The organism is Synechococcus sp. GEYO (genome assembly GCF_900473955.1).
Lineage (GTDB): Bacteria > Cyanobacteriota > Cyanobacteriia > PCC-6307 > Cyanobiaceae > Synechococcus_C.
In genome coordinates this window covers 23,497-38,241 of sequence record NZ_UCNL01000010.1, presented here as the reverse complement: position 1 = coordinate 38,241, position 14,745 = coordinate 23,497, and the positions used below count along the sequence as shown (strand labels likewise).

The window sequence follows — 14,745 nt, the reverse complement described above, 5'->3', positions numbered from 1 at the left end:
TCGTCAGCAAGATGGTGGGTGGTGGAACACTGTCAGCAGCCGAAACCCAGCACGTGCTGAACAGGCTGCTGAAACATGTTCATCTACTTGGCTTATTGCCTCTGCTGACACCAGTGTTGCTGAGCTGCAGCCAGGCAGGCCAAGTGGTGGGAGTAGGTATGCCTGATCTGCCCTTACCGCAGAACTTCCAGCTGCACTTCAATCATCGAGACAGCGGGAGATACCGCAATCCGCTGAACGGCGGCTTGCGTAACTGCGACAACCTCGAGGAACAATTGATCACATAGATCAATGCGGCCAAGGAGGAAGTGCTGATGGCCATTCAGGAACTGACACTTCCGCAGATCGCCAACGCGCTGATTCGAGCGAAGCATCGAGGGGTCCGCGTTCAGGTGGTGCTGGAGAACAACTACAGCTGGCCCTGGTCGAAACAGCATCCCAGCGATTTATCAGCTCACAGCAGGCGACGGAAGCAGCGATTGCAATGACTGGCAGACAGCAATCGTGACGGCAGGCTCACTGCTGAGGAACGATTGGCTGGAGATGCCATCCCACTCCTAAAGCGCGCTGGCATACCGATGATCGATGACAGCGAAGACGGCAGCCGAGGCAGTGGCCTGATGCATCACAAATTCGTTGTGGTGGATCGGTCTCTGGTGATCACAGACAGTGCCAACTTCACCAGCTCAGGCATGCATGGTGACGCGGGGGCGTCACGCAGCCGCGGCAATATCAATCACCTACTGAGCATCCGAAGCTCCGAACAGGCTGGGTTATTCCGAGCAGAGTTTGAACAGATGTGGGGCGATGGTCCAGGAGGCGAACAGAACAGTCAATTCGGACGCAGCAAAGACAACCAAGGCTTGAAGGCTGTTCGAGTGAATGGAATAGCAATGCACGTGCTGTCTGCCCCTCACTCAAAGACAAGCCCAGAACATGGACTGATCTTGATCCGTGAGCAGCTGGCTGCAGCGAAGCGGAGTATCGGCATGGCGCTGTTTGTGTTTTCAGACCAAAGCCCTACCAATGTTTTGACAGAGCAAATGAGTACTGACATCGATATTCGACTCCTGGCGGATCCAAGCTTCGCAAGCCGCTCTTTTTCAGAGGCGCTTGATTTGCTGGGAGTGGAACTCCCCGACCGTTTTTGCAAACTGGAGGCAGACAATCGGCCTCTCAAAACGCCAATGCAAACCGTCGGCACCCCAAGACTGGCCAGGGGTGACAAGTTGCACCACAAGTTCGCAGTGATCGACAACAAAACAGTTATCACAGGCAGCTTCAACTGGTCAACCGCTGCCGCTCACACCAACGATGAAACCCTGCTGGTCATTAAGTCACCCAAGATTGCCGCTCATTTCACTCGTGAGATGAATCGGATGTGGCGCAGTGCTGAGCTAGGGATCACGCCGCGAATACAACGAAAGCTGGATCGACAGAGAGCCAAATGTGGGAGTGGGTTGGAGAGGGGCTGAGAGAACAAGAGAGATAATGACCTAAATTCCCGTATCAGCAAATTTTGGGGTCATGAAAATTGCTCTAAGCATCCTTGCCGCAAGTTCATTGCTTCTCACAACAGGCTGTGCAGAACTTCAAGAAATTGCCGAGGAGCACAAGGCAGAGCAGGCAGCGGAAGAAGCAAAGAAGAATAGGATTAGAAATCTCGACATAGATCAACCCATCGCGAATCTAAGTGTTGAAGCAATCTCTGAGGAATTCGAAGCAAACTCAGTAATGGCTGAGAACAAATACATGAATCAACCTGTTGAGCTCACTGGATATATCGGCAGCATTGACGACTCTCTATTTGACGAAAAGAATGTCAGCATCATTATCACTGGTGGGGAGTACAGCTTTTCATCCGTGAGCTGCTCGAAACCTCGTAGCGCCCCCGAAGTCCGCGAACTCCGCAAAGGGATACGTGTTGCAGTACGCGGCGTGGTTACCTCAGAAGAAATGGGAGTGGGTCTTTCCCGTTGCAAGTTCTGGCTGTTCTCTGAGGATCGGTGGATCGGAGGCGACCAAGAAAAAACAGAAGAAAAGAGCCAAACACAACAAACGAGCAAGGATCAATCCCTACAGAGATCCTTCAACAATCGCCAAGAGGAATCTACGGATAGAAACGACAACAATGAACTCGAGCGAGGAAAGGCTCGCTTTGACTCGCTAACAACAATAGATAGTGCAATCTACGTGATTCAAGAATGGGTAGAAGCAATGTCTAACAATGACACTCAACGAGCATTTAAATATATGACTGGGGCTGCCGAACGAATGTATGATCCAGCATTCTTCAGGCAATTCGAACGGGTCAATATTTCAAATCTAACTGTCGATAGTGTGAGTGGGTCTTTTATCAACCTTAGCGGGATCATGACCTTTGTCTATCCAGATGGATCAGTTCAAAAAGAGACGAGGACCTTCACGCTCTTTTCCAAAGATGGATCAACAGTCGTTACCAATACTGAGTTCGGCAAGGTTGTTGACCCTAGAAACTAAGGGCATGAAAACATAAGCCATTATGTTCGCGAGAAGGAAACAACAGGCATCGGAGTAGATCTACGTTATCGACAAGATCAAAAGGCATGCAATTCTTGACGAAGTATTGGAAGACAGATTTAAATCGTCATACGACCTCTACAAAAGCGGGATTGTCGAAATCTAATCTAAAGACGTAGAAGGGAAGCTTAACAACACGCCAGTCACCTGGAATCAAACAGATGAGAACACAGTGATTACTTCAAAAACAGGCTAAATCATTATTTCCCATGCTTAGCGCCAAAGGTTAATCAAGAGAATCACACAATCTTCTAGATCAATTCTTCGGTGGCAATGTTGCACGGACCGAATCGTGCTGAGAACCATGGACTGGGTGGATGCAGCTAATCCCTCTGCATTCATCCACGCAAGGAAGCGATCAACCTCTGCCCTGGTCCTGATCGGCAAGCCAAACCACTGCACCACCCGATAGGCATGCGTGACCCTTGCCTGCCTCTTGTCCTCTACCAATGACCTGAGGGCATCGAGCAAATCCTGGTCTCTTCACTCCACCAATGGGCGGTATCGATTCAGGGAAAGATCCAAATCCCCCTGCTGGGCATCCCGCCAGATCTCAGCGCAGATGGCTTGCCCCCTGGCTTCGGCGACTGGATCGTCAAAACGACCAAGGCGATTGATGAAATGGTCCCGCCCTTCCAGCCTCAATCTGACTTGGAGAGCACAGTTGTTGTCCCTCACCCTCGGCGGCTTCTTCAACATCCCTCTTCCTTGCATGGGATTTGGACTTAGGGCTGACATCCAGCAAAAGCCAAGCCCGATCCATTGATCCAGTAGCCCTTCGTAGCCCTTGGGGGTCTCAACGCGAGATCAAGTGCCCTCCTGGCTTGGGTTCTGGCTTATGGACCCATGAGAATCCTGAGCGTCCCTGAGCGATTCCTTCAAAAGCACTGGCATAACAGGCATCGGCACCCCCGCCTCGCTCGCGGCGACAAGTTGCATCACAAGTTCACCGTGATCGACAACAAAAAAGTGATCACGGGATCCTTCAACTGGTCACCCGCTGCCGCTCATACCAATGATGAAACCCTGCTGGTGATTCACTCACCCACGCTTGCCGCCCATTTCACTCGTGAATTGAATCGGATATGGCGAAGTGCTGAGCGAGGGATCACGCAGCACATCCAACGCAAGCTGGATCGGCAGCGTGCCAAATATGGGAGCGGGGTGGAGAGGAGCTGAGATTGTCAGGACTGAGGCGCAATTGACTTGGAAGCTGACTCAGGGCTCAGCAGTACTTGATTTTGATAACCAATCAAATGGATCAGAACAACACTCCAAATCATCTAAGGAGTCTGAAAGTGACTGAGCGCGTTGACTCAGAGAGAGCAACAGCTGCCTGAAATAGTCCGAATCAGCAAAGCAGCGCCTGACCACCAATGAGTCGCCCACAGTCAGACCTGTGGATAGAGGCAAAGGAACTTTTTTGCCATGGAAATTCCCAATCGTATGAACTGTGCCGTAACTGATCGTCACCTGATCTTCAGTTCGTCCCTCCCAACGACTGACCTCATGCCGAACTGCTCCAACAGTTGAACGTTGAAAGCCCAATCCTTTCAAATGATGCTGGATCTTGGGAAATGCACCATCAGGCAATGATAAAACAGGGAAATCTTGTAGATCATCTAAATTCAACTCTACTTTGCGTTGCAACAGTGGATGCTGCTGATCAACTAAAAAAACAGATGGGTAACGAGTGAGGTTAATCACAACAAACTCATCATCATCAACTGGCACATCTGGATAACAACCCAGCCACGCATCCAAAATGGATTCTCTAAGGAGTGCCAATGGGTAGCTCACATTCAAAAAGTTAGATGGCCCACATACCCAAGGCTGGGGAAGTTCAGTTAAATAATCAGAACCAACTCCATAAACAGCATCTATTCTCATCGACTTGCCATAAGCCCAGCGATAAAGCTGATGCACTTTACGCTCAGCATTCAGAAGAGATAGGTCACCACTTAAGCTCCACTCTCCTTCTAACTTACAAGGATCCAGATCAAGAAACTCCGCAACGGATTTAGCATTTCGAGAAACTGTTGCTTGATTGCAATTCAAACCTGAAGCGGCATCCTTACCAGAACGCAGCCAAATCAGATAATCGAGACACGAAAGACGAAAAACGTCAAACATTAGCCAATGTCAAGAAGTGACAAAACTTCAAACATCACTGAAGCAAATAAATACTAGAGGCGAAGTAAAATTCCAGGGAATTTATGCAAAAGACGCATAGACCTGAATTGAAAAGCATGAATAGCCTTAGCCAACGATACCCAGATTTTATCAAAAACTATCACTGAAGCAATAGACATAGATGCATAGCTCGATGCGTTAAACATCGAGCAGTCACCAAAAATGACTTAAAATTAACGGACAGTTTTTATTGGCTTGCGCAAAGGCGATGAGACAAGACGCTGAAAACAGAAAATTTCATCACCAGTGAATCAAGCAACCTCTGTAAACCCTTCAAGGAAAATACGAACCTTAGGTTAGAATCCAAAAGAGCGAACTGCCCTATGCGAATTATCAACTTCGCAGTATCACTTGGCCACGATCAAGATCAACTCCCCACATAAACACCAGATGATGCTGCAAAACCTTCAGGGATTTGAGTGAATCTGGCTCAAATCAGACATTGATCAATCCAGACAATGGCTTAAAAGACATCTCACCCCAGCTCAAAGATCAATCACTGATCTGCGTTTCTGAAATCGTCGACATGACCGATCTCAGGTCAGAATGCCGCGACGTGATAAGCCATCCCCGTGAGACTGCCACTGTTCCTTTTGGGCTTGGCCTTGCTGCTGCCCTCAACAGCTCAAGCGAAGCCACAAAAGGTTCCTTTCCCGACCAGAGAAGAACTGCGTTCACTCCAGCTACTGGCCTATAGCTGTTCGCGCGCCAACGACCGGGAGAGCTGTAGCAAGACTCGCAGCCTTGCCGATCCGCTCATGGACAATCCCAGACTGTCGGCTGCCTGCAAAGACACCGTCTGGGAATTGGTTCAGGCCTCACAGGTAGTCACCACCAACAGCTTCCAGCGCCGCGACAGTATCGATCGACCGGCACGCCGTCTGACGTTGGTCTGTTCAGCACCCGAGAAACCGAAGCAACCTGCTGCACCAGCCAAGACTTAAGTGCTCAAACACCTTCTGTTACTGCTCACATATAGAGAGGGCCGTGGTTGGGGTGATCGATCTCCATAACGCTTCAGAAGCCTTGACGCCTGAAAAGTAGCTGCGACAACTGGTCGCGCCGACAACCCTGAACAGCATCTGGCGTGTAAAGGTTCCCTATCCGCTCCCGTCAGGGATGACCGCCTCCGCCTCGGCAGAACCCGCTCCAATCTTCGTGCGGCTCGAAGCCCCTTTCACCGACCAGAAGCCGGGCACCTCCGGATTGCGCAAAAGCAGTGCTCAGTTTGAGCAACCGCACTATCTCGAAAGTTTCGTTGAGGCTGTGTTTCGCACCCTTCCGGGCGTGCAAGGAGGCACGTTGGTGCTCGGAGGCGATGGCCGTTACGGCAATCTGCGTGCCATCAATGTGATCCTGCGCATGGCTGCAGCCCATGGCCTGAGCAAGGTGATCATCACCACCGATGGCATTCTCTCCACACCAGCCGCGTCCAACCTGATCCGCAAGCGCGAGGCCATTGGCGGGATCATCCTTTCAGCCAGCCACAATCCAGGCGGCCCCAATGGCGATTTCGGAGTGAAGGTGAATGGAGCCAACGGTGGCCCCACACCAGGATCCTTCACCGATGCGGTGTTCGAGTGCACCAAGTCACTGGAGCAATACGCCACTTTTGAAGCTCCCGAGCTGAGTCTCGGGACTCCAGGAACACACCACATCGGTGCCATGGAGGTTGAGATCATCGATGGGGTCGATGACTTTGTGGCATTGATGCAGCAACTGTTCGATTTCGATCAGATCAGGGGTCTGCTGCGCAACGATTTCCCGCTGGCCTTCGACGCGATGCACGCTGTCACTGGCCCCTACGCCAAACGTGTCTTCGAGGATCTGCTGGGAGCACCAGCCGGCAGCGTGCGCAATGGCATTCCACTTGAAGATTTCGGCGGCGAGCATCCGGATCCCAACCTCACGTACGCCCACGATCTGGCGGATCTTCTCCTCAAGGGAGACGACTACCGCTTCGGTGCAGCCTGCGACGGTGACGGCGACCGCAACATGATCCTCGGTCACCACTGTTTTGTGAATCCCAGCGACAGCCTGGCCGTCCTCACGGCCAACGCCACGCTGGCTCCGGCCTATGCCTCAGGCCTGGCAGGCGTCGCGCGCTCCATGCCAACCAGCTCCGCTGTTGATGTGGTGGCGAAGGAACTGGGCATTGAATGCTTCGAGACGCCAACCGGCTGGAAGTTCTTCGGAAATCTGTTGGATGCCGGCCGCATCACGCTCTGCGGCGAAGAAAGTTTCGGCACTGGCAGCAACCACGTGCGTGAAAAAGACGGTCTTTGGGCCGTGCTGTTCTGGTTGCAGATCCTCGCAGTGCGTCGTTGCAGCGTGGCGGACATCATGAGCAGCCACTGGGAGCGCTTTGGGCGGCACTACTACTCACGTCATGACTATGAGGCAGTGCCCACCGACGCAGCCCATGGTTTGTATGACCGTCTCGAAGGCCTCCTGCCTGGTCTGATCGGCCAACCCTTCGCCGGTCGCACCATCACTGGGGCCGACAATTTCAGTTACACCGACCCTGTGGACCAGTCGGTCACCCAGGGCCAGGGCCTGCGCATCCTTTTGGAGGACTGCAGCCGCGTTGTCGTGCGCCTCTCTGGCACTGGAACCAAGGGAGCCACCATCAGGGTGTATCTCGAGAGCTATGTACCAAGCAGTGGTGATCTCCATCAGGATCCCCAGATCGCCTTGGCCGACATGATCAGCAGCATCAACTCGCTGGCGGAGATTCAGCAGCGCACAGGAATGGACTGCCCCACCGTGATCACCTGAGCGTCAGCGACGCCGCTGCCCCTGCCAAGTCGTCTTCTGAGAGCGATACTCCTCCTCGGATGCACTCTCCTGGAGCTGACGCATGCTCTCGATCGATGAGCCAAACAGCATGGCGGAGGCAATCACGACGCCTCGGAGATAAAGCAATCTGGTGCGAGGAATCTCGGCCGGTGTATTGCGAATGAATGTGCCGAGAAAAATCGTGAGGATGACGCCGATGCCGGCACCGATGAAGGAAGCCCAGAGCACCTTGAAACCGTTGAATCCAGAAGGCGCAGAGTTGCAGGATTGGGGCTTCAGATCGCGTCTCATGAGCTACTCAGTCTCGAGTCCTGCGTAGGCCCAAGCAAAGACTTAAGAACGACATAAAACACCGGCACAACGAAGAGCGACAGAACGGTGGCAATCAATAGACCACCAAACACAACAGCTCCGAGGGACGTCTGACTACGGGCGCCGGCACCACTGGCGAAGACGAGCGGCATGAACCCGAACAGTGAGGAAATCGCTGTCATCAAGATCGGCCTGAGGCGGGAACCTGCGGCAAAACGTGCAGCCTCCAGTGCATCGGCACCAGCCTGCATCCGCTGATTCGCCATATCCACGATCAGGATTCCGTTGCCAGCAGCCAGGCCGATCAACATCACCAGACCCACCTGGGCATAGACATTGAGCACCTCACCCCGCAAGGCCAGGAAGGCGAGTGCTCCCAGCATGGCTGTCGGTACGGTCATCAGAATGATCAGCGGATCGGAATAGCTTTCGTATTGCGCCGACAGCACCAGATACACCGCCAGGATGCCAAGCGCAAAGATCACCACCGCCAAGGCACCGGCCTTCACTTCCTCACGAGAAATCCCAGTCCAGTCGAAGCTGAGGCCCTGCGGATTGATGGTCTCAAAGATCCCCTTCATCGCTGTAATCGCCTGACCAGAGCTCTTTCCAGCCGCAGGCGTCCCTTCGATCTTGATGGCTCGATAGAGATTGAAATGAGGCACCACCGTGGGGCCGAGCGTTTCACGCACGCTGAAAAACTCCGCGAGCGAAATCAGATCACCGTTAGAGCTTTTGACGTACAAGGCTGAAAGGCGCTCGGGAGTCGCACGGCTTTCAGCATCAGCCTGCACGTAAACCCGACGCACTTTGCCCTCCTGAAAGGTGTCGTTCACATAGAGGCCGCCGAAATTGATACTGAAGGTCTGCATGGCAGCTCCGAAGTCAACGTCAACCGCGGCCATGCGATCGCGATCCACCTGAATCTCGATCTGTGGCGATTCAGGAGCGAACAGCGTGTAGACACGGTTGAGATCGGGGTCTGCGTTACCCGCCTGGATCAGTTGCCCTGCCGTGCCATAAAAATCAGCCAGGCTGTAGGCCCCACCACTCTGATCGAGAAGCTGAAACTCGAATCCACCGCCAGTGCCATAGCCAGGGATGGCAGGAGGTTCAACAACAAACACCCTGGCACCATCCACCGAACGGGCGAGCTTTTGATTGAGCCTCTCCACGATCGCACCCACGGTCTGATCGCGTTGCTTTCGCTCGGACCAGTTCCTGGTGCCAAAGAAGAACAGGCCCTTGTTGGGACTGTTGCCATCCAGGCTTGCACCGCTAAACACTGATGCCGCAGTGATGTTCTTTTCCGTACGCAGTACGGCAGCCACCTGCTGGTTAATCGCTTCAGTGACCTGAGTGGAGACGCCCTCCGGCGCTTGCACCACGCCAATTGCATAACCCTGATCTTCGATCGGCACAAACCCGCCGGGAATGGCCCGAAAAGCAACGGCCGTAAGCAGGATGCCGATGCCGAGGATGCTCATCACCAGTCGGCGACGACCGAGAGCCCACTCCAAAGCGGAGGCGTAGCGGCTCTCCATCACGGCATAAGCGCTATTGAACTTGGCGAAAATGATCGGTGTGAACCAACCCAGGGTGAGGCCTAGAGCTGGATAGAGCGTTACTGGAATGACCCGACTGACCCCCACAAGAATCAAGCCGGTCATGGCTCCACCAAAGGTGAAAGGCAGTGTGACCGGTCGATCGATCAAGCGCCCCAGCAGCAGACCAATCAAGGCACCAACAGCCATCGGGATCAGCACCAGAGGTGCTCCAGCACCGACCACCAGCAATCCATACACAAAACCGATCACCGTGCCGGCGATGGCATAGCTCCGCCGTCCAGGATCCTTTGATTCACGCGCCAGCAGCAGTGCTGACAACATCGGTGAGAAGGTGAGAGCGTTGAAGGTGGAGATGGCGATCGAGAAGATCACCGTGGCTGCGAACTGTTTGTAAATCGTTCCCGTCGCGCCAGGAAAAAACAGAACTGGCAGGAACACTGCGAACTTCACCAGCGAGGTGGCGATGATCGCTGAGAACAGCTCGTCCATGGTGGCTTTCGCTGCCTCCAACGCCGTCATCCCCTCCGATTTTTTGGTGGAGGTGTCCTCGATCACGGTGATCGCATCGTCTACCACGAGACCCGTGGCAAGCACCAGACCGAACAGCGTCAGCTGATTCAGGGAAAAGCCGAAGCCAAGGACCAGACCAAAGGTGCCGATCAATGCCACAGGGATCGCGATCCCCGGAACAAGCGTGGCCTTCCAGTTCTGAAGAAACAGAAAAAGAATCAGAACCACAAGCACCACCGCGTCCCGCAGGGAATTCACCACGCCCTGGATGGAGGCGCTGATGAAGTCGGTGTTGTCGTAGATCTTCTCCATCTTCATGCCCACAGGCATGGTCATCTCAAAGTTCGCCAACACCTGCTTCACGCCGTCGGAGACCTCGAGAGCATTACTGCCCGAGAGCTGATAAACAGCCAAACCAACAGACGGAACACCCTGAAGATCGGTCGCGCTCACGGCATAGGACTCACCACCAAGTTGGACGCTGCCCACATCTCGGAGGCGCACCAACCCTCCCTCCTCAGCGGTTCGCACCACCATCTGCTCGAATTCCTCAACGCTGCGCAGGCGGCCCTGCAATTGCACGGTGAAGGTGAACTGCTGCCCTTTCGGGGAGGGCTCACCACCAACCTGGCCGGCGGCGACAAGACGATTCTGGCTGGACAACTGGTTGACCACATCGGTGGAGGTGAGGCCAAAACTGGTGAGCTTGTCGGGGTCAAGCCACAGCCGAAACGCCAGTTTTCGATTGCCGAAGTAGGTGAGGTCGCCAACACCGCTCACCCGCTTGATGGCATCGGTGAGGTTCAGATCCAGCAGCCCACTGATCGTCTCAGCGCTGTAGGTGATCTGATCAGGATCCGCGCTGCCAAAGTTGTAAACGAGCAGAATCGAGTTGGACGCTTTATTGACGCTCACGCCGGCCTTGCGCACCTCCTCAGGGAGTTGCGGTTCTGCCAGAGCCACACGGTTCTGAACATTGACCTGGTTGATGTCACCGTTGGTGCCGCTAGCGAAAGCCACATCAATGGAGCTGACCCCGTCGGCGGAACTGTTGGACTTAATGAAGTCCATGTTCTCGACACCGTTGATCTGCTGCTCAAGAACACTGGTGACACCCTCCTCAACAGAGATGGCATCGGCACCGGTGTAGTTGGCCCTCACTTTGACGGTGGGAGGAGCGATGTCCGGGAGGTTTTCGATCGGAAGAATTGGGATCGCAATCAATCCCACGATCACGATCAGAATGCTGCAGACCGTTGTGAGAACGGGCCTGGTGATGAAATTATTAGAGGCGGACATGACTCAGTCGCTCAGTTCTGCACCTTCACCGGCACACCGTGACGCAGGCTCAGAAGATTGCTGGTGATTACGTGCTGGCCCAGCTTCAAACCTTTAGTGACCGGATAGCGATTGTTCTGGAGGGCACCGAGATTGACAGGCGTTTGCAGCGCAAACAAGGTGGCGGAAGGAATCACGCCCCGCTCAATCCCCCGTTTGATCCTGGCCAGATCAGCCTTACCAGGCTGCGCTTCAAGCTCCTTGAGAGTGCCAAGACGGAACACAAAACTCTGACCGGACGTCTGCGTCACGGCAGCGAAGGGAACGGATGGCTGCTGACGGGAGTCGAGCTGAACCCTGGTCCGCAACCTCTGACCGTTGCGCAGCCTGCCATCTGGGTTGGGAAATTGAGCCCGCACCAGAAGGGCCTGGGTTCCGGAGTTGATCCCAGGATCAACCGACATCACCGAGCTGCTTGCCATCACCTCATTGCGACCCGGAAGACTGAGCAACACCGGTAGACCCAGCCTGATGCGACTGGCATAGATAGACGGCACCTCCACCCTGGCCTCCAGGATGTTGTTGCGAATCAACTTGGTGAATGGGTCTCCATTTCTCACCACATCCCCGACCTGAACGGTGACGTCCGCCACAGTTCCAGCGATCGGTGACTGCAGATTGCTGTAAGCCAGCGTGGCCTCTTGAGCTCTGACCTCTTCTCGCGAGGCGATATAAATTGCGCGCCGCTGATCACGCTCGGAGGCTTCCGCGGCACCAAGCGGCACCAAAAATTCATAGCGTTTCAGCTCCAGCAGATCCCTCTGCTCTTTGGCTTTCAACCCGGCTAGTTTGGCCTGCTCCTGAGCTTGATCAAGGGTCATGAGCAACTGACCTGCAGTCACCCGATCTCCCTGAGTGATCTTCAATTCAATGATCCGGCCTGATGCCTGAGCCGCAAGCTGAACCAGATCGCCGGCCTCCAGGGTGCTGACTGTGTCGACATCCTCCGTGAACACAGCCTCGCTAACAGCGGCCTGCTTCACTTCTGGAAGGGGCCTCTGCGCATCGCCGCCCTTACCGCAGGCAGCGAGCATGAAGGCCGTCAGGACCAAGGGGATCAGGGGTCGGTTGAGACGCACAGTCAAGACTCTGTCGGCCGCATTATGACGGCGCTCTTGATGCCAAAGGCTCAACTTGAGCAAGAATCGTCTCACCGGGAATCGACGCCTTGGGCGGACCTCTGAAACAGGATCTGTTCAGCCATCACGGCGAAGCAGCTCGGCAGCGGCAGGCTCCCCTCGCCGATCGCCTGCGGCCACGCAATCTCGATGAATTCGTGGGTCAAGCAGCAATCCTGGCGGAGGGTCGCCTGCTGCGGCGAGCCATCTCAGCCGATCGTGTCGGCAATCTGATCCTGCATGGCCCGCCGGGAGTCGGAAAGACCACCCTGGCGCGAATCATTGCCAACCACACACGAGCCCATTTCAGCTCTCTCAATGCCGTGCTGGCGGGCGTGAAAGACTTGCGCTCCGAAGTGACCGATGCCAGTCAGCGACTTGAACGCCATGGACTGCGCACCATCCTGTTTATCGATGAGGTGCATCGCTTCAACAGCGCCCAGCAGGATGCATTACTGCCATGGGTGGAGAACGGCACACTCACCCTGATCGGTGCCACGACAGAAAACCCCTTTTTCGAAGTCAACAAGGCGCTGGTCAGTCGGTCCAGGTTGTTCCGTCTGCAGAGCTTGGGCCCGGACGACCTCAGTCGTTTGCTAGTGACTGCACTGCACGACAAAGAGCGTGGCTATGGCGACCGTCATGTAGAGATCAGCGCTGAGGCCTCGGCCCATCTCGTCAATGTGGCGGGAGGTGACGCACGCAGCCTGCTCAATGCACTTGAGCTCGCAGTGGAGAGCACCCCTGAAAATCAGGATGGCGTGATCGCCATCAACCTTGGCATTGCTGAGGAATCCATTCAGCAGCGCGCCGTGCTCTACGACAAGCAGGGTGATGCGCACTTCGACACGATCAGCGCATTCATCAAATCCCTGAGGGGCTCGGACGCCGACGCAGCGCTGTTCTGGCTGGCACGGATGATTGAAGCCGGTGAAAACCCCCGTTTCATTTTCCGGCGCATGCTGATCTCAGCTGGGGAAGACGTGGGCCTCGCGGACCCCCAGGCCGTGGTGGTGGTCGAAGCCTGCGCCGCGGCCTTTGAGCGCATTGGCCTGCCGGAGGGACTGTATCCATTGGCCCAGGCAGCTCTTTACCTGGCATGCACTGAAAAAAGCAACAGCACTAGCGGCATGTTCGAAGCACTGCGTCAGGTGCGTGAAGCACAGCGTCAGGAAGTGCCTGCCCATTTGCGCGACGCCAACCGCGATGGCGATGCCTTTGGTGACGGCAAGGGCTATCGCTACCCCCACGCTTTTCGTGAACACTGGGTGGCTCAGCAGTATTTGCCCAGTGCCCTTCAGGGTGAAGCCTTCTGGTCACCGAGTCGCCAGGGCTGGGAAGGACAACGACGCGAACGGATGCTTGAACGGCGCGCTGCTCAGCTCGCAGCCTCCGCTGAGGCTGTCGACGAACACCCGCTGTTGGTGAGCAGCGGACCGGAGCAACCACAGCTGGAGCGGTGGCTGCAACGTCAACTGTCCGTGGATGGCGAACGACTTCAGGAGCTGAGGCAGAAACTGTGGTCCGATCTCTGCTGGCAGCGCACGGATCGCGTATTGATCCTTGGCGGGCGTTCGCTGCTCTGGTCGCTTGATCCCCTCGGAGCCGTTGCCGAAGGAGGACTCACGATTCTCTGTGCATCTTCAACAGAACAACGACGACTGGAAGCACAGCTGCAGTTGCTTGATCCTCTCAATCATCCGGCCATACTGGCCGATGCTTCCGACCTGGAACGACTGAGCCCGGATCACCAGTTCGAAGTGGTGGGCGGGCGGCTGAATCAGGAGGATCTCAATGGTCCTGACTTTGAAACGTTCTGGGCCCGGGTGAGCTCCCGCTCGACAAGCGGCGCCCAACTGAGGCTGTTGCTGAGTGAACCCAAACTTGGGCCCGCAGGGGGACTGCTGGAGCTGCTCATCAGTGGAAAGAGAGCGAGCACATCGATGTCATCACTGCAGACCCTGGCTGCTCTGGAATCCATCTGGCTGAGCCAAGAGGAACAGCGTCAGAGGCTGCTGAGCCAGCTTGAGCGCTGCGGCTGGGTCACAAACCAGAGCAGCTGGCAAGAATCCCTGAAGCTCTCGGTTGAGCCGAGCCTGATCGAACGATGGCTCGGAGAAGACCGTCCTTACCGAAAGGCTCTCGAAAAAACCGGTGAAGCCAGTGAAATCGAACTATCAGAGCTGCGCCGCGAACTTTTACAGCAACGTGGCAACCATCTCCCCCAGAGTCTTCGTCACTGGCGAATCGAAGGTCGACTGGCCTGAGACCTTCCATCAAAAGCTGTCATAAAAAAAGCTCCGGCAGAGCCGGAGCTGAAAGAAGAAAGTTGTTGAACCGGTGAGGGT

At 55.0% G+C, this 14,745-nt stretch carries 11 protein-coding genes and 2 pseudogenes; 8 read left to right on the top strand and 5 right to left on the bottom strand.

Annotated features, from left to right (window positions below; all coding sequences use genetic code 11):
• Positions 1 to 11: 11 nt before the first annotated feature.
• From DXY37_RS13790 to DXY37_RS10370, 4 genes and pseudogenes are all read left to right on the top strand, one after another.
• A complete protein-coding gene (locus DXY37_RS13790; protein ID WP_371638108.1) occupies positions 12 to 287 on the top strand; it encodes a hypothetical protein in 276 nt (91 codons plus the stop codon).
• Positions 288 to 791: pseudogene (locus DXY37_RS13785) on the top strand (phospholipase D-like domain-containing protein); the annotation flags it as partial.
• Positions 792 to 797: 6 nt separating this feature from the next.
• Positions 798 to 1,475: a phospholipase D-like domain-containing protein gene (locus DXY37_RS13780; RefSeq protein ID WP_371638120.1), complete on the top strand. Its 678-nt coding sequence runs from the start codon at positions 798 to 800 to the stop codon at positions 1,473 to 1,475.
• A gap of 52 nt (positions 1,476 to 1,527) precedes the next feature.
• On the top strand, positions 1,528 to 2,499 hold the full coding sequence (locus DXY37_RS10370; RefSeq protein ID WP_115126616.1) for a hypothetical protein: 972 nt from the start codon (positions 1,528 to 1,530) through the stop codon (positions 2,497 to 2,499).
• Between the two features lie 543 nt (positions 2,500 to 3,042).
• Here the strand turns inward: DXY37_RS10370 and DXY37_RS13540 are convergent.
• Positions 3,043 to 3,258: a hypothetical protein gene (locus tag DXY37_RS13540; protein WP_179948840.1), complete on the bottom strand. Its 216-nt coding sequence runs from the start codon at positions 3,256 to 3,258 to the stop codon at positions 3,043 to 3,045.
• Between the two features lie 210 nt (positions 3,259 to 3,468).
• On the opposite strand from DXY37_RS13540, the pseudogene DXY37_RS10360 reads away from it, so the two are divergent.
• Positions 3,469 to 3,738 (top strand): annotated as a pseudogene (locus DXY37_RS10360) (phospholipase D-like domain-containing protein); the annotation flags it as partial.
• Positions 3,739 to 3,777: 39 nt separating this feature from the next.
• Here the strand turns inward: DXY37_RS10360 and DXY37_RS10355 are convergent.
• Positions 3,778 to 4,692 carry a LysR substrate-binding domain-containing protein gene (locus DXY37_RS10355; RefSeq protein ID WP_170951852.1) on the bottom strand — a complete coding sequence of 305 codons (915 nt, stop codon included), beginning with the start codon at positions 4,690 to 4,692 and terminating at the stop codon, positions 3,778 to 3,780.
• A 632-nt stretch (positions 4,693 to 5,324) separates the two neighbouring features.
• On the opposite strand from DXY37_RS10355, the gene DXY37_RS10350 reads away from it, so the two are divergent.
• Positions 5,325 to 5,696 carry a hypothetical protein gene (locus DXY37_RS10350; protein WP_244277082.1) on the top strand — a complete coding sequence of 124 codons (372 nt, stop codon included), beginning with the start codon at positions 5,325 to 5,327 and terminating at the stop codon, positions 5,694 to 5,696.
• Positions 5,697 to 5,871: 175 nt separating this feature from the next.
• Positions 5,872 to 7,530 carry an alpha-D-glucose phosphate-specific phosphoglucomutase gene (locus DXY37_RS10345; RefSeq protein ID WP_115126614.1) on the top strand — a complete coding sequence of 553 codons (1,659 nt, stop codon included), beginning with the start codon at positions 5,872 to 5,874 and terminating at the stop codon, positions 7,528 to 7,530.
• A 3-nt stretch (positions 7,531 to 7,533) separates the two neighbouring features.
• Here the strand turns inward: DXY37_RS10345 and DXY37_RS10340 are convergent, their stop codons facing one another.
• Genes DXY37_RS10340 through DXY37_RS10330 form a run of 3 tightly spaced genes read right to left on the bottom strand, consistent with a single transcriptional unit; the run spans position 7,534 to position 12,313 of the window.
• The gene (locus DXY37_RS10340) at positions 7,534 to 7,842 is read right to left on the bottom strand and encodes a hypothetical protein (RefSeq protein WP_115126613.1); all 309 of its coding nucleotides are present in this window, start codon (positions 7,840 to 7,842) and stop codon (positions 7,534 to 7,536) included.
• Positions 7,839 to 11,240, bottom strand: a complete 3,402-nt coding sequence (locus DXY37_RS10335) for an efflux RND transporter permease subunit (RefSeq protein ID WP_115126612.1) — start codon at positions 11,238 to 11,240, stop codon at positions 7,839 to 7,841. Before DXY37_RS10335 ends, DXY37_RS10340 begins: the two co-directional genes overlap by 4 nt.
• Positions 11,241 to 11,251: 11 nt before the next feature.
• Positions 11,252 to 12,313 (bottom strand): efflux RND transporter periplasmic adaptor subunit, encoded by a 1,062-nt coding sequence (locus DXY37_RS10330; RefSeq protein WP_170951861.1) that lies wholly within the window; start codon positions 12,311 to 12,313, stop codon positions 11,252 to 11,254.
• 146 nt (positions 12,314 to 12,459) lie between these two features.
• Here DXY37_RS10330 and DXY37_RS10325 point away from each other — a divergent pair, with 146 nt between their 5' ends.
• Entirely contained in the window at positions 12,460 to 14,664 is a 2,205-nt protein-coding gene (locus DXY37_RS10325; protein WP_115126675.1) for an AAA family ATPase, read from the top strand.
• Positions 14,665 to 14,745 lie beyond the last annotated feature (81 nt).